This is a genomic window from Nonomuraea rosea (assembly GCF_039539705.1).
GTDB lineage: Bacteria > Actinomycetota > Actinomycetes > Streptosporangiales > Streptosporangiaceae > Nonomuraea > Nonomuraea rosea.
In genome coordinates this window covers 391,389-411,319 of record NZ_BAABDQ010000003.1, presented here as the reverse complement: position 1 = coordinate 411,319, position 19,931 = coordinate 391,389, and the positions used below count along the sequence as shown (strand labels likewise).

Annotated in this window: 19 protein-coding genes and 1 riboswitch; of the genes, 8 read left to right on the top strand and 11 right to left on the bottom strand. The window is 72.1% G+C overall.

Annotated features, from left to right (window positions below; genetic code table 11):
* Positions 1–8 precede the first annotated feature (8 nt).
* Genes ABEA43_RS09370 through ABEA43_RS09340 form a run of 7 tightly spaced genes read left to right on the top strand, consistent with a single transcriptional unit; the run spans position 9 to position 6,737 of the window.
* On the top strand, positions 9–1,715 hold the full coding sequence (locus tag ABEA43_RS09370; protein ID WP_345560285.1) for an alpha/beta fold hydrolase: 1,707 nt from the start codon (positions 9–11) through the stop codon (positions 1,713–1,715).
* Positions 1,712–2,641, top strand: a complete 930-nt coding sequence (locus tag ABEA43_RS09365) for a DUF418 domain-containing protein (RefSeq protein ID WP_345560284.1) — start codon at positions 1,712–1,714, stop codon at positions 2,639–2,641. The genes ABEA43_RS09370 and ABEA43_RS09365 overlap by 4 nt, the downstream gene beginning before the upstream one ends.
* Positions 2,601–3,398 (top strand): carbon-nitrogen hydrolase family protein, encoded by a 798-nt coding sequence (locus ABEA43_RS09360; RefSeq protein WP_345560283.1) that lies wholly within the window; start codon positions 2,601–2,603, stop codon positions 3,396–3,398. Before ABEA43_RS09365 ends, ABEA43_RS09360 begins: the two co-directional genes overlap by 41 nt.
* A 4-nt stretch (positions 3,399–3,402) precedes the next feature.
* Positions 3,403–3,849, top strand: coding sequence for a hypothetical protein (locus ABEA43_RS09355; RefSeq protein ID WP_345560282.1), 447 nt, complete (start codon positions 3,403–3,405; stop codon positions 3,847–3,849).
* A complete protein-coding gene (locus tag ABEA43_RS09350) occupies positions 3,846–4,241 on the top strand; it encodes a hypothetical protein (RefSeq protein ID WP_345560280.1) in 396 nt (131 codons plus the stop codon). The genes ABEA43_RS09355 and ABEA43_RS09350 overlap by 4 nt, the downstream gene beginning before the upstream one ends.
* 52 nt (positions 4,242–4,293) lie before the next feature.
* Positions 4,294–4,773, top strand: a complete 480-nt coding sequence (locus ABEA43_RS09345; RefSeq protein WP_345560801.1) for a sigma-70 family RNA polymerase sigma factor — start codon at positions 4,294–4,296, stop codon at positions 4,771–4,773.
* Positions 4,770–6,737: a hypothetical protein gene (locus ABEA43_RS09340; RefSeq protein ID WP_345560278.1), complete on the top strand. Its 1,968-nt coding sequence runs from the start codon at positions 4,770–4,772 to the stop codon at positions 6,735–6,737. Before ABEA43_RS09345 ends, ABEA43_RS09340 begins: the two co-directional genes overlap by 4 nt.
* Position 6,738: 1 nt before the next feature.
* On the opposite strand, the gene ABEA43_RS09335 is transcribed toward ABEA43_RS09340, so the two are convergent.
* The gene (locus ABEA43_RS09335) at positions 6,739–8,226 is read right to left on the bottom strand and encodes a carboxyl transferase domain-containing protein (protein WP_345560276.1); all 1,488 of its coding nucleotides are present in this window, start codon (positions 8,224–8,226) and stop codon (positions 6,739–6,741) included.
* Between the two features lie 75 nt (positions 8,227–8,301).
* The gene (locus ABEA43_RS09330; RefSeq protein ID WP_345560274.1) at positions 8,302–9,459 is read right to left on the bottom strand and encodes a CaiB/BaiF CoA transferase family protein; all 1,158 of its coding nucleotides are present in this window, start codon (positions 9,457–9,459) and stop codon (positions 8,302–8,304) included.
* Positions 9,460–9,536: 77 nt separating this feature from the next.
* Here ABEA43_RS09330 and ABEA43_RS09325 point away from each other — a divergent pair, with 77 nt between their 5' ends.
* Entirely contained in the window at positions 9,537–10,067 is a 531-nt protein-coding gene (locus ABEA43_RS09325; RefSeq protein ID WP_345560272.1) for a uridine kinase family protein, read from the top strand.
* A 16-nt stretch (positions 10,068–10,083) separates the two neighbouring features.
* Here ABEA43_RS09325 and ABEA43_RS09320 read toward each other — a convergent pair whose 3' ends face one another.
* The 9 genes from ABEA43_RS09320 to ABEA43_RS09280 form a co-directional block, all read right to left on the bottom strand.
* Positions 10,084–10,869, bottom strand: coding sequence for a histidine phosphatase family protein (locus ABEA43_RS09320; protein ID WP_345560270.1), 786 nt, complete (start codon positions 10,867–10,869; stop codon positions 10,084–10,086).
* 10 nt (positions 10,870–10,879) lie between these two features.
* A complete protein-coding gene (locus tag ABEA43_RS09315; protein WP_345560268.1) occupies positions 10,880–11,626 on the bottom strand; it encodes an ABC transporter ATP-binding protein in 747 nt (248 codons plus the stop codon).
* The gene (locus ABEA43_RS09310; protein WP_345560266.1) at positions 11,623–12,567 is read right to left on the bottom strand and encodes an ABC transporter permease; all 945 of its coding nucleotides are present in this window, start codon (positions 12,565–12,567) and stop codon (positions 11,623–11,625) included. Before ABEA43_RS09310 ends, ABEA43_RS09315 begins: the two co-directional genes overlap by 4 nt.
* The gene (locus tag ABEA43_RS09305) at positions 12,564–13,559 is read right to left on the bottom strand and encodes an ABC transporter substrate-binding protein (RefSeq protein ID WP_345560263.1); all 996 of its coding nucleotides are present in this window, start codon (positions 13,557–13,559) and stop codon (positions 12,564–12,566) included. The genes ABEA43_RS09310 and ABEA43_RS09305 overlap by 4 nt, the downstream gene beginning before the upstream one ends.
* Entirely contained in the window at positions 13,556–14,695 is a 1,140-nt protein-coding gene (locus ABEA43_RS09300; RefSeq protein ID WP_345560261.1) for an agmatinase family protein, read from the bottom strand. Before ABEA43_RS09300 ends, ABEA43_RS09305 begins: the two co-directional genes overlap by 4 nt.
* Positions 14,696–14,746: 51 nt before the next feature.
* Positions 14,747–14,848: riboswitch (guanidine-I (ykkC/yxkD leader) on the bottom strand.
* A gap of 137 nt (positions 14,849–14,985) precedes the next feature.
* The gene (locus ABEA43_RS09295; protein ID WP_345560260.1) at positions 14,986–16,149 is read right to left on the bottom strand and encodes a DegT/DnrJ/EryC1/StrS family aminotransferase; all 1,164 of its coding nucleotides are present in this window, start codon (positions 16,147–16,149) and stop codon (positions 14,986–14,988) included.
* On the bottom strand, positions 16,146–17,075 hold the full coding sequence (locus tag ABEA43_RS09290; RefSeq protein WP_345560259.1) for an amidohydrolase family protein: 930 nt from the start codon (positions 17,073–17,075) through the stop codon (positions 16,146–16,148). Before ABEA43_RS09290 ends, ABEA43_RS09295 begins: the two co-directional genes overlap by 4 nt.
* On the bottom strand, positions 17,072–17,917 hold the full coding sequence (locus ABEA43_RS09285; protein ID WP_345560258.1) for an amidohydrolase family protein: 846 nt from the start codon (positions 17,915–17,917) through the stop codon (positions 17,072–17,074). Before ABEA43_RS09285 ends, ABEA43_RS09290 begins: the two co-directional genes overlap by 4 nt.
* 19 nt (positions 17,918–17,936) lie before the next feature.
* Entirely contained in the window at positions 17,937–19,904 is a 1,968-nt protein-coding gene (locus ABEA43_RS09280; protein WP_345560256.1) for an outer membrane protein assembly factor BamB family protein, read from the bottom strand.
* Positions 19,905–19,931 lie beyond the last annotated feature (27 nt).

Below are 19,931 nucleotides of genomic sequence, written 5' to 3'. Positions count from 1 at the left end.
CTCGTCCCGTGATCATTCGGGTCGTGCTCGCCCTCGCCCTGACCGTGCCCCCCATTCTCACCACGGGCGCGTCCGTGGAAGCCCCCTGCCCGGTCGTCATGCCCCCTCGTACGACCTGCGGTTTCCTGGTCGTCCCCGAGCGCAGGGACGCTCCCGAACGGCAGATCAAGGTCGGCTACGCCGTGCGCGTCTCGACCGCCAAGGACCGCAAGCCGGACCCCGTCGTCTACATGAGCGGCGGCCCCGCGTCGGCGTCGATGCAGCTCACGGGCTTCCTGAGCCAGATGTTCCCCGACCGCGACGTGGTGGCGGTGGAGCAGCGCGGCAACCGGTACTCCGAGCCCGCGCTGGGCTGCCCCGAGACGGCCGAGGCGCTGCTCGGGCAGCTCAGGCGCCCGCCCGCCGACCTCGCCCAGGCCGCCACGCGCTGCCGCGACCGGCTCCGGGAGCAGGGCGTCGACCTGCGGGGATACAACACGAAGGAGATCGCGGCCGACGTGGTCGCGTTGCGGAAGGAGCTCGGGTACGCGTCGTGGAACCTGTTCGGCGTCAGCTATTCCACCCGGGTCATGCTGGACGTGGCCGCGGCGGATCCGGCGGGGGTCCGCTCGGTGGTGCTGGACTCGTTCCTGCCGGAGAGCGTGGGCTGGTACGACGACGCCGACGCGAACCTGACCGCCACCGCGGCCCTGCTGGGCGTGCGGGACCCGTTCGCGGCGATGACCGCCAGGCTGAACGCCTCCCCCGCCCAGGTGCCCACGACCGACCCGCTGCTGGGCAGGGCGTTCACGGCCAGGGTGAGCGGCGACGACGTGGCCACGATCATGGCGGAGGCGCTGCACGAGTCGGACGTGGCTGCGGTGGCGCCCGCGATGGTCGGCGCGCTGGCGACGGGCCACGACGAGCTGCTGCGCCCGCTGGCGGACGCCGTGGGCGAGGGGCTGGTGTCGCACGAGTTCGGGCTGTATCACGCGGTGCAGTGCCAGGACGAGGTCCCGTTCAACACATTCACCACCAAATCCCGACTTTTCACCATAAATGGGGATAAAGCGGTGTGTGATGCTTGGCAGCTTCCGAAGTCCCGCCCGGTCAACGCCACCACGAAGGCCCCGGTCTACGTCCTCGGCGGCCAGTACGACCCCACCACGCCCCCCAGGACCAGCAGGCCCGCCGCCGAAGCCCTGCCGAACGCCCGCTTCGAGGAGTTCGCCCGCACCTCCCACGCCGTCTTCCTGGCGAACGCCTGCGCCCGCCGGAAGATCGTCGAGTTCGTCGGCGATCCGGCCCGCAAGGACGGCTCGCCCTGCTCCGACGGCACCACCGTCAGGCCCGCGCCCGCCATGCACGTGACCGGCGCGCCGTACCGGATCTCGCAGTCCCCCTGGCTGGCCGCGCCCTTCGCGTTGTTCGCGCTCGCGTCCCTGCTCCAGCTCGTCACCGGCGCGCTGAAGGGCCGGGCGCTGGCGGCGTTCGGCGGCCTGACGGGACTGGCGTTCGCCGGGCTCGTCGTCCAGTCCGTATACGGCCTGGTCAGCACGAACGAGACCGCGCTGGCCGTCGGCGTCCCCGACGCGGCGTGGCTCTACACCTGGGTCGCCGCCGGCTCCGCCGTACTGACCGCCGCGGTGCTGCTGCGGCGGCGCGGATGGCCGCAGATCGCGGCAACCGTCATCAGCGCCGGTTTCCTCGTATGGTGGTGCACTTGGTTCCTATGACGCGCATCCGAGAACTCGACGCGCTCCGCGGCTTCGCGGTGGGCGGGATCATGCTGGTCAACACCTGGCAGCACACGCTCAAGGAGCCGCGCGCCGAGGTCGACTGGGCGGTCGAGGCGCTGTTCCAGAGCAGGTTCTATCCGATCTTCTCGATGCTGTTCGGCATCAGCTTCATGCTGTTCCTGCGCGGCAACAGCCGCTGGGCGCTGCTCAGCAGGCTCTTCTGGCTGTTCTGCCTCGGGCTGGTCCAGCACACGTTCTACGAGGGCGAGGTGCTGACCGACTACGCCTTCTGGGGCGCGGCGGTGCTGCTGCCCGTCTCGTTCCTGCCCGGCGGCCTGCCGGCCCTGGCGCTGGGGGTGGCGGGCGTCGTCGTGGGGCTGGGCTGGCTGGGCGGCGGGGCGTGGCTGATCCCCGGCCTGCTCCTGGTCGGGATGGGGCTGTGGCGGCTGCGGCTGCCTCAGTGGCTGCTGGCGCCGGCGTTCGGGGTCGCCGCGCTGGCCACCGTGCTGCTGATGGGCTGGTGGGTGCAGACGAACGAGTGGATCGTCTACAGCGTGGCGGCGCTGGCGGGGGCGGCGGCGTACTCGCTGGGGCTGCTGCTCGCCCTGAGACCGTGGCCGTGGCTGACGGCGGCGCTGGAGCCGCTGGGCAGGACGGCGCTGACGAACTACGTCTCGGGAACCGTGGTGATCGTCCTGGTCGTGCCGCTGCTCAACCGCGACCCGACCCGCTGGTCCGTGGTGGCGCTGGCGCTGGCGACCGTGATCGCGCAGGCGTTGCTGAGCAGGTGGTGGCTGGCGAGATTCAGGTACGGGCCGCTGGAGTGGATTTGGCGATGCCTGACCTGGTTTCGACGCGTGCCCAACAGGCTAGAGTCGGGCCGTGACCAGAATCGCCCTCTGCCAGATCCCGGTGTCCCCTGATCCGGCGGCGAACCTCGAAAGGGCCAGGGAGGCGCTGGCCAGAGCCGAGGGCGCCGATCTCGCGATCTTTCCCGAGGCCACGCTCACCCGCTACGGCAGGCGCATCACGGATCTGGCCGAGCCGCTGGACGGGCCGTTCGTGTCCGGCCTGGCCGAGGCCGCGAAGCAGCACGGGCTGGCGGTGATCGCCGGCGTGTTCGAGCCGGGCGAGGATCGGGTGCACAATACGGCCGTGGCCATCGACGCCGAGGGCGCGGTGCGCGGGGCGTACCGGAAGATCCATTTGTTCGACTCGTTCGGCGCGAAGGAGTCCGACCTGGTCGCGCCCGGCGCGGAGCCGACGGTCGTGGAGCTGGCCGGGCTGAGGGTCGGGCTGGTCACCTGCTACGACATCCGTTTCCCCGAGCTGACCAGAGCGCTGGTCGACCAGGGCGCGGAGCTGTTCGCGGTGATCGCCGCCTGGGGCTCGGGGCCGCTCAAGGAGGACCACTGGGTCACCCTGGTCAGGGCGCGGGCACTGGAGAACACGACGTGGACGGCCGCCGTCGGGCAGGCGCCCAATCCGGCCGAGTCGTCCGACGGGTTCGGCGTGGGCCGCAGCATGCTGGTCGATCCGCTGGGCGTGGTGCGTGCCGATCTCGGCACGGGCCCGGGTGTGCAGGTCGTGGAGGTGGATCACGAATGGACCACAACGGCCAGAGCGACACTGCCGTCACTCCAACATCGCGTGTTGCAGGGTCAAGCGATCGTAAAATGAAACGGTGAGCGGAACGCAGATGCAGAAGGTTGTCCCGCCGCGTCTGCTCGTGCCATACCTGTCGGGCAAGCGCACGGTCATTTCAGGCTACGTCTACCGGGTGCAGGACTGCGTCAGGTTGACCACGCCTGAGTCGCTCTATTACGGCCTCGACCTGGCGTTCGACGGGTCGGAGCTGTTCGCGGAGGTGCCGGAGGTCTATCTCATGCGCTGGCATGCCCGAGACGTCGACACCTACGCGGTGCCGTACGGGCCCCACATGGGCGGCGACTGGAGCGACGCGCCGCCCTTCGCGGGCAACGGGTTCACCACGTCATCGGACCACGTGGTGCCGCAGTTCCACACCGTGCCGATGCCGATCCCGGCCGGCGCGGAGATCGTCCATGTGAGCGCGGACGGCGAGCGCCCCTTCGCCGGTTACGACGGGCTGACCTGGCGGCCCGCCGCATGAGCGAGGACATCACGCCGGTCGCCTCCGGCTTCGTGGCCCGCTACGACGAGCGCACCCTGCCCGCCGCGCTCGGGCCCGACAACGATCAGGTCGTGCTGTTCAGCGAGGTCGAGCTGGACGGGTTCGACGCCGAGGCCGGCTACTGGCGGCGGGTGGTGGCCAGGTCCGAGGTGGAGTGGCTGGTGCTCATCCGCACGGTGGGCGCGTTCGGCGGCGAGCCGTGCATCGTGCTCGACGAGGACGAGGACGGCCTGCACATCGCCTATACCGGGCACAGCGGGATGAAGGCCGAGGCGCTGGGCTACTGGATGGTCGACCACGGCGCCTACGAGGTCGTGGTGCCGCGCGAGGAGGTCTTCTCGATCCGCGTGGAAAGGATTCCGGTCCCTTAGTCAACCAACGGGCGCTTCGTGTGTCTGTTGAAGTGTGATCGACTCCGTGACCATGGCGCAGCCGTCGTTCGCCGAGCTGTTCGCCGCCCAGTACCAGCCCTTGGTACGCCTGGCGGGTCTGCTCGGCGCCGACGACCCCGAGGACATCGCCCAGGAGGCGTTCGCCCGGCTGCACACGAGACGGCTGCGCGACGACGGGGCCGCCCTGGCCTACCTGCGCTCGACCGTCTGCAACCTCACCCGCAACCGCCTGCGCCACCTGCGGCTGATCCGGCTGCGCCGGCCGGATCCCCCTGAGCCCGCGCGCAGCAGCGAGCATCACGTCCTCGTCGCCGAGGAGCACCGCGCGCTGCTGGCGGCCGTCGACGGGCTGCCGCGCCGCCAGCGCGAGGCCATGGTGCTGCGGTACTGGCTCGACCTGTCGGAACGGGAGATCGCCGAGGTCATGGGCGTCTCGCCCGGCTCGGTGAAGACGCACGCCAGCAGGGCGCTGGCCGCCCTCGGCCAGGCTTTGACGGAGGAGAGCCGGTGAACGACGACCTGGAGCGGCGGCTGCGATCCGCCTTCGATGCCCGTGCGCGTACCTTCGAGGCCAGTCCTGACGCCTGGTCGCGGGTGCGCGAGCGCGAGCCCCGGCGGAGCAGGGCGCGCTGGCTGGTGGCCGCGTTGCCGGTGGCGCTGCTGACCGTGTTCGTCCCCATCCTGCTCAACGGCGGGCTGGGCAGGAACACCGCGAACGACCCCGGCGAGCTCTACCGGCAGATCATGAGCGGCAGGACGGCCGCCGGCGAGTCCGTGACCGTGGCCGACCCGGCAGGCGGCGGGCGGTTGCGGCTCTGGTTCGCCAGAGGCCGGATGGGCAATCCCGAGCTGTGCTACATCGTCGAGCAGTCGGACTCGTACGGCTCCTGCGACGGCATGCGCGACCTCCTGGACCGCGCCGGCTGGTTCGCGGGGAGCACGGCGAGGACCGGCGCGCGCACCTCCATGGACTACGGGGTGGCCCGCCAGAACGCCACCTCGGTCGCGGCGGTCACCAAGGGCGGCCGCACGATCGAGGGTGAGCTGCTGCGCCCGGCCGGGGCGCCGTCCCAGATCTGGACGGTGACGTACCCCGCTCAGGACCCGGTGTCGAAGGTCTCGTTCACCGACACCGACGGCAGGACCACAGAGATGCCCCGCTCCATCCTCGGCAGAGGCGCGCAGATCGACCGGCCCCTGGGCCCGGCCGTCGAGCTGCCCGGCGGGCTCACGGTGGGCCACTATCAGGAGAACGACGGCCCGACCCTGTTCTGGACCCGCCACGGCGAGACCGTCGGGGCCATCAGGTCCGCATCGGAGCAGTTGCTGAAGGCCGGACCGCTGGACCGCCGCAGCGCCGAGAACCTGTACTTCGGCGTCGCCCGCAAGGACGTCGCCACCATCAGGATGACCACCGCGGGCGGAGCCACCGCGACGGCCACGACCAGGCCCGATCCGTGGAATCTCAGCGTCGGGCTGTTCGCCCTGGTCAAACCGGGCGGTTGGGAGGCGGGACACCGCATCGCCGCCTACGACGCCACCGGCAAGGAGATCTGGCACATCGACCATGGCGGGCGCGACTCGGACGCCGCCGACATCGGCATGCGGAAGATGGGCGACGTCATCACCCTGCCCGGCACCGAGCAGTTCGGCCACGGACCCGTACGCGTGTGGTTCGTCAAGGAAGGGTCCTCGAACCACCTGCTCTGCGTCTCCGGAGGGGTCGGACCCGACGGGAGCAAGAGGAGCGGCTGCGCCTCCGCCTCGTTCGACGACCCGAACAACTTCACTCACAACTCGGTGGACACCTACCTGCCCGATCCCGGGGCGACGGTCAGGTTCGGCACGGCCGGCGCCGACTGGGAGTCGATCGACGCGGTGCTCCCCGACGGGCGTCGCCTGTCCACCTGGTTCGTGTCCGGCAAGGGCGCTCCCGCCCGGGTCTGGTACTTCAATCACCTCATGTCCACCCGGATCGCCGCCTTCGCCATCAAGCTGAAGGGCAGACAGCTCGAACGGATCGTCCCCATCCGCCACGACTGCTTGGAGGTCAAGCAACAGGAGGGCCAGGGCCACACCATGACCCAGGGGATCACCGCCGTGCTGCACGCGGGCAACTGCGTGCGGTTCTGGAAGGACGGCAAGGCACCCGTGTCCTACGAGCCCATCCCCGGTGGCAAGCTGAGCGCGATGATCGCGGCCGAGCGGCCGCTGCAGTGGGGCCAGGTGAAGGGCGACTGGTACGGCTTCGCGCTCCCCGGCACCGCCAGGATCGAGGTCACCCTGCAGGACGGCGGCACCGCCACGGCCACCGCCGAGCGGACGCCCGACCCGTGGGGCCAGGGAGTGGTGCTGTTCGCCGGGACCGTGCCGGAGAAGGCGGGCAAGCGCGGGATCTCCTGGCCCGGCATGCGCTTCACCGGCTTCGACGAGGCCGGCCGCGAGCTGTGGACCTACGAGCCCAAGGGGCCGTAGGTCAGCGGCCGAGGTTGCGATAGCGGGCCTGGCGGGCCGCGAACCGGTCCGCCGGGCTCACCTCCAGCAGCCCGGCGATCTCGTACTCCAGCGCCCGCCCCACCCGCTCGCAGAACTGCCTGGGCTCGTAGGCGGCGTCGGGCACCTCGGGGATCACCCGGTCCACGATGCCGTCGCGGCGCAGGTCGGTGGCGCGGATGTGCTGCGCCTGAGCGATCTCGGGGGCGAAGTCGACCGAGCGGTAGAGGATGGCCGAGGCGCCTTCCGGCGGCAGCGGCGACAGCCAGGCGTGTTGCGCGCACAGCACCCGGTCGGCGGGCAGCAGCGCCAGGGCCGCGCCGCCGGCGCCCTCGCCGAGCAGCAGGCAGACGGTCGGCGCGTCGAGCATGACGAGCTCGGCCAGGCAGCGGGCGATCTCGGCGGCCAGGCCGCCCTCCTCCGCCGCCTTCGACAGGTCGGCCCCCGCCGTGTCGATCACGGTGACCAGGGGCAGGCGGAGCTCGGCGGCCAGCCGCATGCCGCGCCTGGCCACCCGGAGCCCGGCCGGGCCGAGCGGCGAGTTGGCGCGCTGCAGCCGCCGGTCCTGGCCCAGCACCACCGCGGGCGCCGTACCGAACCTGGCCAGCGCGAGCAGCAGCCCCGGCTCGTTCTCCCCCTCGCCGGTGCCGCTCAGCGGCGTCACGTCGGAGGCGGCGAGCTTGAGCAGCGTACGGACTCCTGGGCGGTCGTCGCGGCGGGAGCGGGTGATCGCCTCCCACGGCTCCACCGGCCGCAAGTCCTCCTCGGGGGCCGGGCCCGCGACGATGCCGGACCGGTCGGCGGCGAGCACGCTCAGCGCCCTGATCGCGACCTCGCGCGCGTCGTCGGCCGAGACCACCGCGTCGAACAGCCCGTGGCGGTGCAGGTTCTCCGCGACCTGGACGCCCTCAGGGAAGGCGTAACCGTGCAGCGACTCGAACACCCTCGGCCCCAGGAACCCGATCAGCGCCCCCGGCTCGGCGGCGGTGACGTGCCCGAGCGACCCCCACGACGCGAACACGCCGCCCGTCGTCGGATGCCGCAGATAGACGAGGTACGGCAGGCCGACGGCCCGGTGCGCCTGGATCGCGGCGGTGATCTTCACCATCTGGACGAACGCCAGCGCGCCCTCCTGCATGCGCGTGCCGCCCGAGGCGGGCGCGGCCAGCAGCGGCAGCCCGTCGTGGGTGGCCCGCTCGACCGCGGCCACGACGCGCTCGGCCGCCGCGACCCCGATCGAGCCCGCCATGAACGAGAACTCGCAGGCCACGATGGCCACCCTGCGACCGCCGAGCAGCCCTTCGCCGGAGATGACCGCCTCGTCGTAGCCGGACTTGACGCGGGCGGCGGCCAGCTCTTCTGCATAGGAGGAGCCGGGCTCCGCCGGGTCGGCGGGCGGCGCGTCCCACGATTTCCACGACCCCCTGTCGAGGACCGTTTCGATCAGTGTGCGCGCGTCCGGACGGCTCACTATCGCTCCCTAGAAGTCAGCCAACGTTGCAATGTTGACGCACGAAAGCACCGGCCGGTGCCACGAAAACACGGTTCATCTTTCGCGCTCTTCGAGCCAGGCGAGCACGGCGTCACCGTCCTGGCCGAGCGCGGGGGGCGCGGTGTGCTCCTGTGCGGCCAGCCCGTCGAAGCGCAGCGGCGGGCCCGGCAGCTCGATCGTGCCGAGCACCGGGTGGTCCACCTCCACGACCAGGCCCTGCGAGCGGGTCTGGTCCCACGTGTAGACCTCGTCGATCGACCTGATCGCGCCCGCGGGCACTCCGGCCTGGCCCAGCTCGGCCAGCCAATGGCCGCGGTCGTGGGCGGCCAGGGCCTTTTCCATGTCGGCGATCAGCTCATCCCGGTGCGCGAATCTCTCCCTGTTCGTCGCATATTTCGCCACATCAGGGTCGATGTCGAGTAGCGCGGCGACCTTCTTCCACTGGCCGTCGTTCGCCGCGGCGATCTGCAGCATGCCGTCGGCGCAGCGGAAGGCGCCGTAGGGGGCGATGGAGGCGTGGTGATTGCCGTTCGCGCCGGGCACCTTGCCGCCGACCGTCCATGCGGTGCCGTGGTAGGAGTGGACGCCGGTGATCGCGGCCAGCAGCGACGTGCGCACGACGCGGCCCTTGCCGGTGCGCTCGCGCTCGTAGAGTGCGCCGGTCACGCCGTACGCGCCGTGGATGCCGGCGAGCAGGTCGGCGATGGACGCGCCGACGCGGTAGGGCTCGTCGGGCGAGGGACCGGTCAGCGACATCAGGCCGCCCTCTCCCTGGGCGATCTGGTCGTAGCCCGGGCGGCCGCCCTCGGGGCCGTCGTGGCCGAAGCCGGTGATGGACAGGATGACCAGGCGCGGGTTGAGCTCGTGCAGGCGCTCGGTGGAGAAGCCGAGCCGGTCGAGCACGCCGGTGCGGAAGTTCTCGACGAGGACGTCACTCTGGCGGACGAGGCGCTCGATGAGCTGCTTGCCCTCGGGGGACTTCAGATCGACGGCGATGGATTGCTTGTTGCGGTTGGCTGCCAGGAAATAAGTCGAAATTTCGTTATCCGGGCCGACGAAGGGCGGCCCCCAGCCGCGCGACTCGTCGCCTCCGTCCGGATGTTCGACCTTGATCACCCGAGCGCCCAGATCACCGAGCATCTGCGCGGCGTGCGGCCCGGCCAGGGCCCTGGACAGGTCGAGCACGACGATGTCACCGAGGGGTCCGAGCAAGATCAACCTCCTACTTGCGTTCGGGGCGAAAGAACATTCTCTCAGGCGCCCGTCGTCCGTCATCTACCCTGGGGTCGGTGAATGACCTGGCCGACCGCATCATGAGCCTGCGGCCCACGTGCGGTCCCGTCCGGCTGGTGGCCGTGGACGGCCCTGCGGGGTCGGGCAAGACGACGTTCGCGGGGCGGCTGGGGGCGGCGCTGGATTGCCAGGTGATTCACAGCGACGATTTTCCCGTGCCGTGGGAGGAGGGGCCCGGCGGCTGGTTCCACGCGCTCGAATCGCAGGTGCTCCGGCCGTTGGAGCGCGGGCTTCCTGGGGGTTTCCGCAGGTACGACTGGGTACGCGGGGAATATGGCGGCCGCGTGGCCGTGCCCGCCGCGCCGGTCCTCGTCATCGAGGGCGTCGGAACGGCGCGCGCCTCGGTGTCCGGGCTGCTGGCGTACGTCGTCTGGGTGGAGGCTCCTGAGCCGGTGCGGATGCGGCGGGTGCTCGATCGGGACGGGGAGCTGGAGGCGCGGTGGCGGGCGTGGTTCGCGGCGGAGCGGGCCTGGTTCGCCGGGGACCGGACCAGGGAACGGGCCGATCTGGTCGTCCGGACGGACTGATCCCGTACGCGGGGGTTCACGCGTTGCGGCCCCGTACGAGGTGGGCGACGTCGTTGAATTGGAGCAGCTCGGGACGGCCGCCGTTGGTGCGCCAGATCGAGACCGAGGCGTTCAGCACCGGCGCGTACCCGAGAACCGCGGCCAGCTCCGCGTCCGGGCTCCGCGCGAGGACGTGGCGCAGGCCGAGCACCACCGAGTCGTGGGCGACGATCAGCACCCGCTGGCCGTCCGCGCGCTCGCGCAGGTCGGCGAGGAAGTCACGGAGCCTGGCCACGACGTCGCCCAGCGACTCGCCGCCGGGCGGGCGGAAGGCGTAGGCGCCCTCGGCGTCCCGGCGGGCCAGCTCCTCGGGGTAGAGCCGCTCGATCGCGGCCAGGTTGTAGCGGGCGAACTCCCCCGCCTCCTGGTCTCTGAGCCGCGCGTCCACGACGACCGGAACCCGATCCCCGTCCCACGCGCCCTGCGCGCCCTCGTCCCCAGCCACCTGCGCGGCCTCCTGCGCGCCCTCCTGCGCGGTCTCCTGGGACGCCCGCCGGGCGGCCTGGCCGGCGGCTTTCTGGGCGTGGCGCCAGGTGTCGAGGGCGCGCAGGTAGGGCGAGCACCAGACCTGTTCCGGCGCCTCGCCGGCGGGCAGCGCGGCCAGCAGCCGTCCGAGCGCCGCCGCCTGCAGCCGGCCCAGCTCGGTCAGCGTCACCTCGTCGTCGCCCCGCTCATAGACCAGCGGCGTCGTGCCGGCCTCCTGGTAGGCGAGGTTCGCCTCGCTCTCACCGTGGCGTACTGCCGAGATCAACGTGGGACCCATCCCGACATCCTCACACGCCGCCGCGCGCGTACCCTCTGACGAGGTCCTCGACCTGAGCCCGCAGGGCGAGGAACTCGGGGGTCCGCTTGAGTGCGAGCCGGCGCGGGCCGTCGAGCGGCACCGGCAGCTCGGCGGCGACCCGCCCAGGGCCGGAGGACAGCACGATCACGCGCCGCCCGAGCAGCACCGCCTCCTCCACGTCGTGGGTGACCATGAGCACGGTGGCGCCGGTGTCCTGCCAGACCTGGTGCAGAAAGACCTGCATGTCCTCCTTGGTCTGTACGTCGAGCGCCCCGAACGGCTCGTCGAGCAGCAGTACGGACGGCTCGCAGGCCAGTGCGCGGGCGATCGCCACCCGCTGCCGCTGCCCGCCCGACAGCTCCTTGGGCAGCGCCCCGGCGAGCGGCAGCAGGCCGACCTCGGACAGGTACCACTCGACCCGGCGCGCCCGCTCAGCGGCGGGCAGGCGCAGGCCGAACCCGACGTTCTCGGCGACCGTGCGGAACGGGAACAGCGCCCCCGACTGGAACACCAGCCCACGCTCCGGCCCCGGCCCGCGCACGGGAACGCCGTCGAGCTCGATCGAGCCCGCGGTGACCGGCTCCAGCCCGGCGATCATGCTGAGCAGCGTGGACTTGCCCGAGCCGCTGGTCCCGACCATGCACACGAAGTCGCCGCGGCCCATCTCCAGGCCGATCCCGTCGAGCACGGGCCGGCCGCCGTACTCCTTGACCACGTCACGCAGCACGAGCGTCATGCCGCCCACCTCCCCACGCGGGCGCGGACCAGGCGCAGGCCCACGTCGATGGCCAGCCCGATGAGGCCGATCACGACGAGCACCGCGAAGATCCGGTCAGTCTGCAGGAAGCGCTGGGCGCGGACGATCCGGTAGCCGAGCCCGGACTCGGCGGCGATCAGCTCGGCGACGACCACGAAGTTCCACGCGGCTGCGGCGTTGACGCGCATCGCGTCCAGCATCCCGGGCAGCGCGTACGGCCACACCACCTTGCGCAGCACCTCACCACGGGTCGCGCCGAGGGTGGCGGCGGCCTTGTGCAGCTCGCCGGGAACGGCACGGACGGCGTCCGCGGTCATGAGCGTGTTGAAGAACACGACGCCGATGACCAGAATCGCGATCTTGGACGGTTCGCCGAGGCCGAGCCAGATGATCAGCAGCGGGATGAACGCGGAGGCGGGCAGGTAGCGCAGCAGGCCGATCACGGGTTCGAGCAGCGCCAGCGCCACCTGAGAGTTGCCCATGGCCATCCCGAGCGGCACCGAGATCGCCACCGCCAGGCCGAACCCGGCGGCGACCCTGCCCAGGCTGGCCGCCGCGTCCGACAGGAGCTGCCCGCTGCCGGCCATCTCGGCGAACGCCCGCGCGACGGCGGCGGGCGAGGGCAGGAACGTCGGATCGACGACGCCCATGGAGCTCACGGCCGCCCAGAGGCCGAGGGGCACGACGATCGCCGCCGCCCGCAACGCCCACCTGACCCGTCCCGGCAACGCCCGCCCGGCCCCTCGCCAAGACCCCGGCCGCCCGCGCCGGGCGGCTCCCTGCCCGGCCACCGGCCGTCCCTTCCGGCCTGACGCGCGGGCGAGCTCGACGGCCAGCGCCAGGCGGGCCGGCAGCAGCCCGCCGCCGGGCTCGCCGGGTCCCGGCTCCCTGGCGGAGGCGGCCGGCACCGGCCCGGTCACGACGACACTCCCTGGACGTAACGCGGATCGAGTAGCCCGTCCAGCGCCGGCGCGGTGTCCGCCAGGCCGGACTCGGTGAGGAAGGCGGCGATCTCCTTGGCCTGTTTCTCCAGGCTCCCTGAGCTGAACGCCGCCCTGTTGTCGGCCAGCGTGAAGATCGTGGTCCCCGCGTCGTAGTCGGCGTAGTCCTGCTCGCTCACCCCGGCCCGCTTCGCCATGATCGCCCGCGCCTCCGCCTTGTTCCCCTGCATCCAGGTCAGCGTGTCGAACCAGGTCTTCACCAGCGCCTGGACGGTCTCGGGCCGCTCCGAGGCGAACGCGCGCGAAACCACCAGATGGTCCGGGATGGCCCCGGGAAAGTCTTTGGAGGTGGCGATGGCGGCCGATCCCGGCAGCTCCAGCGCGGTCGTCGTGAACGGCGCGAACACCCCGACCGCGTCCACCTGCCCCGCCTTGAACGCCGCCGCCGCGGCATCCGTGGGCAGCGGTTTGAACGTGATGTCGCTCGCGCTGAGCCCCGCCCTGCGTAGCGCGAGGAGCAGCAGGTAGTGGTCCACGGTGCCCTGCTCCGCCGCGACCGTCCTGCCCTTCAGCGCCGCGACGGACCCGATGCCCGGCCTGGCGATGATCTGGTCGTTGCCGGTGGAGTTGTCGTTCACCAGCACCACCGTCTGCTTGGCGCCGCCGGAGACCGAGGCCAGCGTGTCGTTCAGGGTCTGGCTGTTGGCGTCGATGTTGCCGGTGGCCAGGGCGGTGAGGCTGTCGGTGTAGCTGTCGAAGTACTTCAGCTCGGCCTGCACCCCGTTCTTGGCGAACAGGCCCTTCTCCTGGGCGATCTGCCAGGGGAACCAGCCGGGCCAGGCCGAGAAGCCGAGGGTGACGGCCTGCTTCGCGGCGCCGGTGGCGGGCGCGGACGGTGCGCCGCCGCCGCAGGCCGTGCAGACGACCAGCAGGGCGGCCAGCAGGGCGGCGCGCAGGGGGCGGCGTTTCATGACGCGGTCTCCTTCCTGTTCGACGGCAGGTGGCCTGAGCGGACCAGGCAGCCGAGGGTGTCGCAGATGACCCGGGTGGCGATCAGCGAGGTGATGTCGGCGTTGTCGTACGGCGGGCTGCACTCGACCACCTCGATCCCGGCCAGCGGCGCGGCGTCGGCGATGAGCTGGATGAACTTGAGCACCTCGCGCGGCAGGAACCCGCCGGGCTCCGGCCACCCGGTGCCCGGCACGAACGCGGCGTCCAGGCAGTCCACGTCGAACGACAGCCACACCGCCTCCGCGTCGCGCCAGGCCACCTCCAGCGCCCGCTCGGCGGCGGCCTCGATGCCCATCTCGACGCAGTCGGTGACCGTCATGATCGTGGTCCCGCGCTCGCGCCCCACCTGCACGCCCGGCCTGGGCGCCTGCCAGCCGCCGATGCCGATCTGCACGAGGTTCTGCGGCGGCACGTTCGGGAGGTCCGTCGCGTGGAACCACGGCGTCGTGTGCATGCGCTCGTCGAGGTCGGTCTCCTGGGTGTCGACGTGCCGGTCGAAGTGGATGATCCCCAGGTTCCCCGACAGGTGCTCGGCGACGCCGCGGACCGTCGGGTAGCCGATCGAGTGGTCGCCGCCCAGCACCACGGGGAACGCGCCGCTGGCGTACACGTGCGAGACGGCCTTCGAGATCTGGTCGAACGTCTTCTCGATGTTCCCGGGGATCGTGAACACGTCCCCGAGGTCCGCCACTGTGATCGACTCGCGCAGGTCCACGCCGAGCTCGAAGCTGTAGGGGCCGTACAGGGCGGAGATCCGGCGGATGCCCTGCGGCCCGAAGCGCGTGCCGGGGCGGTACGTGGTGCCGCCGTCGAACGGCGCGCCGAGCACGGCCACGTCGTAGTCGCCGCAGGTTCGGACGTCCTCGACGTACGGGGCCTTGAGGAAGGTGTTGATGCCGGCGAAGTGCGGCAGCTCGCCGCGCGAGAAGGTCGGGATGCGCCGGTCCACGATGGAGTCGGCGCCGGGCAGGCCGAGCTCCAGTCCCCTGGCCACCTCGCGGTCCCAGGCGGTGGTGGGCAGCTCGGCCTCGCGTTCGACGGCGAAGCGGGCCTCGGGTCCGTAGTTCTCGTGGAGCTTGCGGGGGTGCCAGTGCATTCGAGCTCCGAATGATCGACGCCCGGCCGGAAGGCAGCCAGGCTGTGGCTGACCTCCCGGGCTTTTGTCCCGCCGTGGAGCGGCCTCGTGCGGCAGGCCGCCTGCACCTCTCGGACCAGACCCGCGAGCGGCGGAACCCTAGGTGCGCCTCACTGTCGGTGAGTCCCCCTCAGTGGACTCCGGTGGTGTTTCCGCGCCGTTAAGACCGTGTTCCAGTCCGCGCTCCCCGCTCGCGTCCTCGTCGGCGTTTCCCGTTCGCGTGCGGCCGGCGTTCCGGCCGGTGTTCCCCTTCAGGCCGGCTTGCCTGACAGCACCTTCGCCAGGGCCTCGGCGATGTCGGCCGGGCCGGCCGGGTCCATGAGCATCGACTGGCGTACCCACACCACGGTCCTGGCCGCTTCCTCGGCCGCGGGGCAGGGCTCGACGCGGGCCCCCTCGGCGGTGAGCGCGTTCATGGTGCCGAGCGGCGGGTACCCGGCGTCGAGCGGCACGCCCTCCGCGGCCATGGCGGTGAGCAGGAACTCGCGGTCCACGCCGGGATCCACGCGGAGCATGAGGAGGTGGCGGGAGTCGCGCGTGGTGCCGTCCGGCCGGGGCGGCACGCTGACCTCGGGGACGATGGCCAGCTCGCGTTCGATGGCGGCGCAGGAGGCGTTCCTGCGATCGATCTCCTCGTCGAGGCGGTCCAGCCAGGGCAGCAGCAGGGCGGCCTGGATCTCGGTGAGCCGCAGGTTCCAGCCGACGGAGGGGTGGCCGTACCACTGGCCGCCCAGCTTGCGGCCGAGGTTGCAGGTCGACCAGACGCGCTCGTGCACGCTCTCGTCGCGGCAGACGATCAGGCCGCCCTCACCGGCGGTCATCGCCTTGCTCGCCTGGAAGCTGTAGACGCCCGCGTCGCCCAGGCCGCCGACCGGGCGATCCTTGTACGTGGCGCCGTGCGCCTGGGCGGCGTCCTCGACGACCGCGAGGCCGTGGCGGGCGGCCAGGTCGTTCAGCGGGTCCATGGCGGCCGGGCTGCCCGCCAGGTGCACCGGCATGATCGCGGCCGTCCGGCCGGAGATGGCGGCCCGTACGGCGTCCGGGGACAGGTGCAGGTCGGCGGGGTCCACGTCGGCGATCACGGGCGTCGCACCGGCCAGCAGGACGGCGGTGGCCGAGGCCACGAACGTGTACGCGGGCACGATCACCTCGTCCCCTCTTCCCACGCCCAGTCCGCGCAGGGCGGCGAACAGGCCCAGGGTGGCGTTGCCGACCGCGACGCCGTACTGGACGCCTGAGCGGCGGGCGAACGCGTCGACCAGGTCCGCGACGACGGAGCCGCCCTGTGTGGCGCCCCACAGGCCGCTCTCCAGGACCTTGGTGACCAGCTCGCGCTGCGCGGGGTCGAGCGGCGGGGGCCAGGAGGGCCAGGGGGTGGCGCGGACGGGGGTGCCGCCGTGGATGGCGAGCGTCACTGGAGTCGTCCCTTCACAGGCGAGCCGGCGGAATCTCCGGGCGAGGCTTCTACGGGCGAGGCTTCTCCGCGCGAGTCGGCGGAGCCTCTGGGCGAGGCTTCCGCAGGTGAGACGGCGGAAGCTCCGGGCGGGGTTTCCGCGGATGAGACGGCGGGCCGGATGCCGGCGGGTCTAAGGCCCTCGGGTGGGAGGCTCTCGGGCAGGAGGCCCTCGGGTGGGAGGTTGAGGATGCGGGCCAGGTTGGCGCCCTGGATCAGGGTGCGGTCTTCGTCGGAGAGCGGCGCGAGGGCGACCCGGCCGTAGCCGGTACGCAGGTCGAGGAAGCAGGCGTCCGTGCCGAACACCACCCGCTCGGCCCCCGCCAGCGCCGCCAGCCTGGTGATCCAGCGGCCGGTCATCTTCGAGCCGCACGTCTCCAGGAACACGTTCGGATGATCGGCCACGAGCCGGGCCGCGCGGCCGAACCCGTACGGCCAGAGCCCTGTGTGCCCCATGAGCAGTGGCACGTGCGGATGACGGGCGGCGACGACGGCGAACTGGGCCGGGTCGCTCCAGATCGAGTCCGTCTGGCCGTGCGCGAGCACCGGCAGGCCGAGCCGCCAGACCGGCTCGTACAGGGGGTCGTCGAGGCGGCACTGGTGCACGTCGGGATGGAGCTTGACGCCCCAGACGCCTTCCGTGGCGAGCGGGGTGCGGTGGTGCGGGTTGTAGACCTGCCAGACCCCGAAGCGACCGGGAAAACGCCCGGCGATCTCCATCGCCAGCTCGTTGCCGCGTACGGCGTCCGGGCCGACGCCGAGCAGGTGGCTGATGCCCATCGCGGTGACGCCGACGCGGTCCATGGCGGCCAGGAGGTGTTCGGCGGTGGGATGGGGGATGAGGAAGTCGGGCCAGGTCCCCACGTGGCCGTGGGCGTCGAGGATCACAGCAGCGCCCCCAGCGAGCCTGCGGCGATCAGGCCGACGTCCTCTGGGGGCAGGTCGAGATGGTCGAGCAGGAAACGCGGGCCGCAGTCGTCGGACACCGGCGCCCCGGTCCCGAACACCAGCCGCCCCGCCCCGAACCGCTCCGCCAGCCATTCGACGCCGCCCTGCGTGTTGACGGTGCCGACCTCGGCCCACACGCGGGGCGCCTCGGCCATCAGCTCGGCCAGCGCGCGCAGCCTACGGTAGCCGGGGTTGAGCACGAGGATCCGCAGGTCCGGCAGGCGTTCGGCGAGGTGGCGGAGCTGGGCGGGCGAGGTCTCGTCCAGGTCGATGGCCACGGGCAGGGCGAGGGCGGTCAGGAGGCGGAGGGCGGCGGGGCCGGTGAGGTCGAAACGGTGGCGTTCCGGGCAGAGCCGGACCATCCGCACGCCCCAAGCCGCCACCTCCGCCGCCACCGCCTCCTGCACCGCCACCAGGGCCGCGTCCCCTGCCGTCATGTCCCGTGCCGTCATGTCCCCTGCCGCCGTGTTCCCTGCCGCCGCGTCCCGTGCCGCCGCGTCCCGTGCCGCCGCGTCCCGTGCCCCCGCGTACGGCGGCCCCGCGTACGGCGGCAACGGCTCGGGGTCTGCCGGTACCACCACGGGCACCGGGATGAGCCGGGGGTCGCCGAGCGTGAGCAGGGCCTCGTTGCCCGCTCGCGGATCGGAGTAGAGGCTGAGCGTGTGGGTCACGCAGGCCCGTTCGATGCCCAGCCGGTCCATCTCGGGTCGCGGATCCTGCGGCAGGTCATCGAACGGCACGGGACCGACGAGCCGGTGGGCGTCGATCACATATTTCGGCACAGACCGAAACCTAGTAGGGTCATGGAGTTACGGTCAAGGCCGGGCAGCGCGGGTCCAGCCTGATCCGCGCCAGATCCCGCCCCGCCAGCGCCCACGCCCGCCAGGAGCCGGGCTCGAAGTGGAGCTGCGGGTTGGTGTACCACTCGTCGCCGAGCCCGGTGGCCAGCAGCTTCTCCGTGGTGCCCAGCTCGTACGCGTTCCCGCCGCCGAAGAACGTGGACACGAACACCCGGCCCCTGTGCGTGGTCAGCTCGCCGTACCCGGAGAGCTTGCCCTGCCTGACCACCTGCTTGGTCGCCAGGTCCATGGCGATCCAGGTGCCGGAGTCACGCTTGTAGACGGCGTACAGCAGCCCGTCGTGGACCTTGATGTCCTGGAACGTCCGCTGCCCCGCGACCGGATCCACCTGCCAGAGCACCTTGCGCTTCCCGAGGTCGAACGCGGCGACGGACGCCGACGTCTTGACCGGCGGGGTCCCGCCGCCGCCGAGCACGTCGCCGCCCAGGTAGACGACGCCGCCGCGCGGAGCGAGCGAGAGGCTCATCAGGCTCTGGTCCGGGATGACGCCCTCGTAGACGTCGATGCGCCCGGTGCGGGGGTCGATCACGGACAGCGCGCCGTTCAGCTTGGCGCCGAGCGGGGCGGTGGCGACGACCAGCTTGTCGGTGACGGGGTCGTACTCGATGTCCCAGGGGCGCTGCTGGCCGTGTCCGAGGTAGCCGACGCTGCGGACCTCGTCGGTGCGCAGGTCCACGGAGACGATCTGGCCGCTGGGGTAGATGGCGGCGTAGATCTTGTCGCCGCGCCGTACGAGGTCCTTGGGCTCGCCGGGCATCCGGAACCTGCGCTTCTCACCGGTACGCAGGTCGCGCACCTCCATCGAGAAGTGGCCGCCCACGTAGAGGGCGCGGTTGGGCACGAGGAGCATGCTCTGCGGACGTTCGGAGCCGCTGGGCAGACCGGCCTCGATCAGGTCGACGAACTCGGAGGTGCCGGTACGCAGGTCCAGCCACCACATGCCGCCGCTGCCCGCGAAGCCGACCATGGTGTTCTCGTCGATCAGCTGTAGCCGCCTGGTCTCGTCGCCGGCGGAGGGCGGGTCGGCGACCTTGGTGAACGCGGCGTCGCCCGAGCGGTAGCGGTGGACCGCGCCGTCGGGGCGGGAGGTGGTGTACACGGTGCCGTCGGCGGCCGTGGTCAGCACGTCGAGCGTGCCGCCTTCCAGGGTGGCGCGGTGCTCGTCGGTGCCGTCCGTGCGGATGTCGATCAGCGTGCCGCCGCTCGCCGCCAGCACGCGGTCGCCGTGCAGGGTGATGGAGCCGATGCCGCCGGGGCCGGCCGCCAGCTCCTTGACCTCGCCGGTCGCGCGGGTGATGCGGACGAGCTTGGCCTTGTCGAGCAGGCCGGCGTACACGTAGGTGGCGTCGGCGGCGACCGCGCGGACATATCGCTCGCCCTGGGCCAGCACGCCGAAGTCGCGCACCGCGCCGGTGGCGGGCACGTACTCCCAGACCCGGCCGTCGGGGTAGGTGCCCGCGTAGAGGGTGCCGTCGGGCGCGGCGGCCAGGCTCCAGACGAACCCGCCGTTCTTCCCGAACGACCTCAGATGCCGCACCTCACCCGTGGCCGGGTCGAAGCTGTAGAGGTCGGGCACCGGGTACGTCCCGACGTAGATCTTCCCGCCGGACACCGCCGTGGCCCATCCGCCCTCCGGCTCACCCGTGGCGGGGCCGTCCGGCAGCGTGACGCTTCTGACGACCTTGCGGGTGGCCAGGTCGATGTCGGCCAGGACGGGCGGCTTGAGTCCCCTGGTGACGACGTACGCGTGGCCTTCGTGCACGGCCGCGCCGACGATCGCGCCGGTCACGGAGGCCGGGCCGAACCGCTCCACCGCCGGCGCGTCGCAGGCCGTCGCCGCCTGGGCGACGGGGCCCGTGAACAACGCCGGTAACACGGCCGTGAGGACGATGAGGAGAGATCGGAGCATGTGCGTACCTCGCGTTCATTGCTGCTC

Coding starts and splice junctions, on each gene's coding strand:
- ABEA43_RS09365 (WP_345560284.1), top strand. CDS start 1,712: ATGACGCGCATCCGAGAACTCGACGCGCTCCGCGGCTTCGCGGTGGGC.
- ABEA43_RS09350 (WP_345560280.1), top strand. CDS start 3,846: ATGAGCGAGGACATCACGCCGGTCGCCTCCGGCTTCGTGGCCCGCTAC.
- ABEA43_RS09345 (WP_345560801.1), top strand. CDS start 4,294: ATGGCGCAGCCGTCGTTCGCCGAGCTGTTCGCCGCCCAGTACCAGCCC.
- ABEA43_RS09320 (WP_345560270.1), bottom strand. CDS start 10,869: ATGGGTCCCACGTTGATCTCGGCAGTACGCCACGGTGAGAGCGAGGCG.
- ABEA43_RS09315 (WP_345560268.1), bottom strand. CDS start 11,626: ATGACGCTCGTGCTGCGTGACGTGGTCAAGGAGTACGGCGGCCGGCCC.
- ABEA43_RS09305 (WP_345560263.1), bottom strand. CDS start 13,559: ATGAAACGCCGCCCCCTGCGCGCCGCCCTGCTGGCCGCCCTGCTGGTC.
- ABEA43_RS09300 (WP_345560261.1), bottom strand. CDS start 14,695: ATGCACTGGCACCCCCGCAAGCTCCACGAGAACTACGGACCCGAGGCC.
- ABEA43_RS09280 (WP_345560256.1), bottom strand. CDS start 19,904: ATGCTCCGATCTCTCCTCATCGTCCTCACGGCCGTGTTACCGGCGTTG.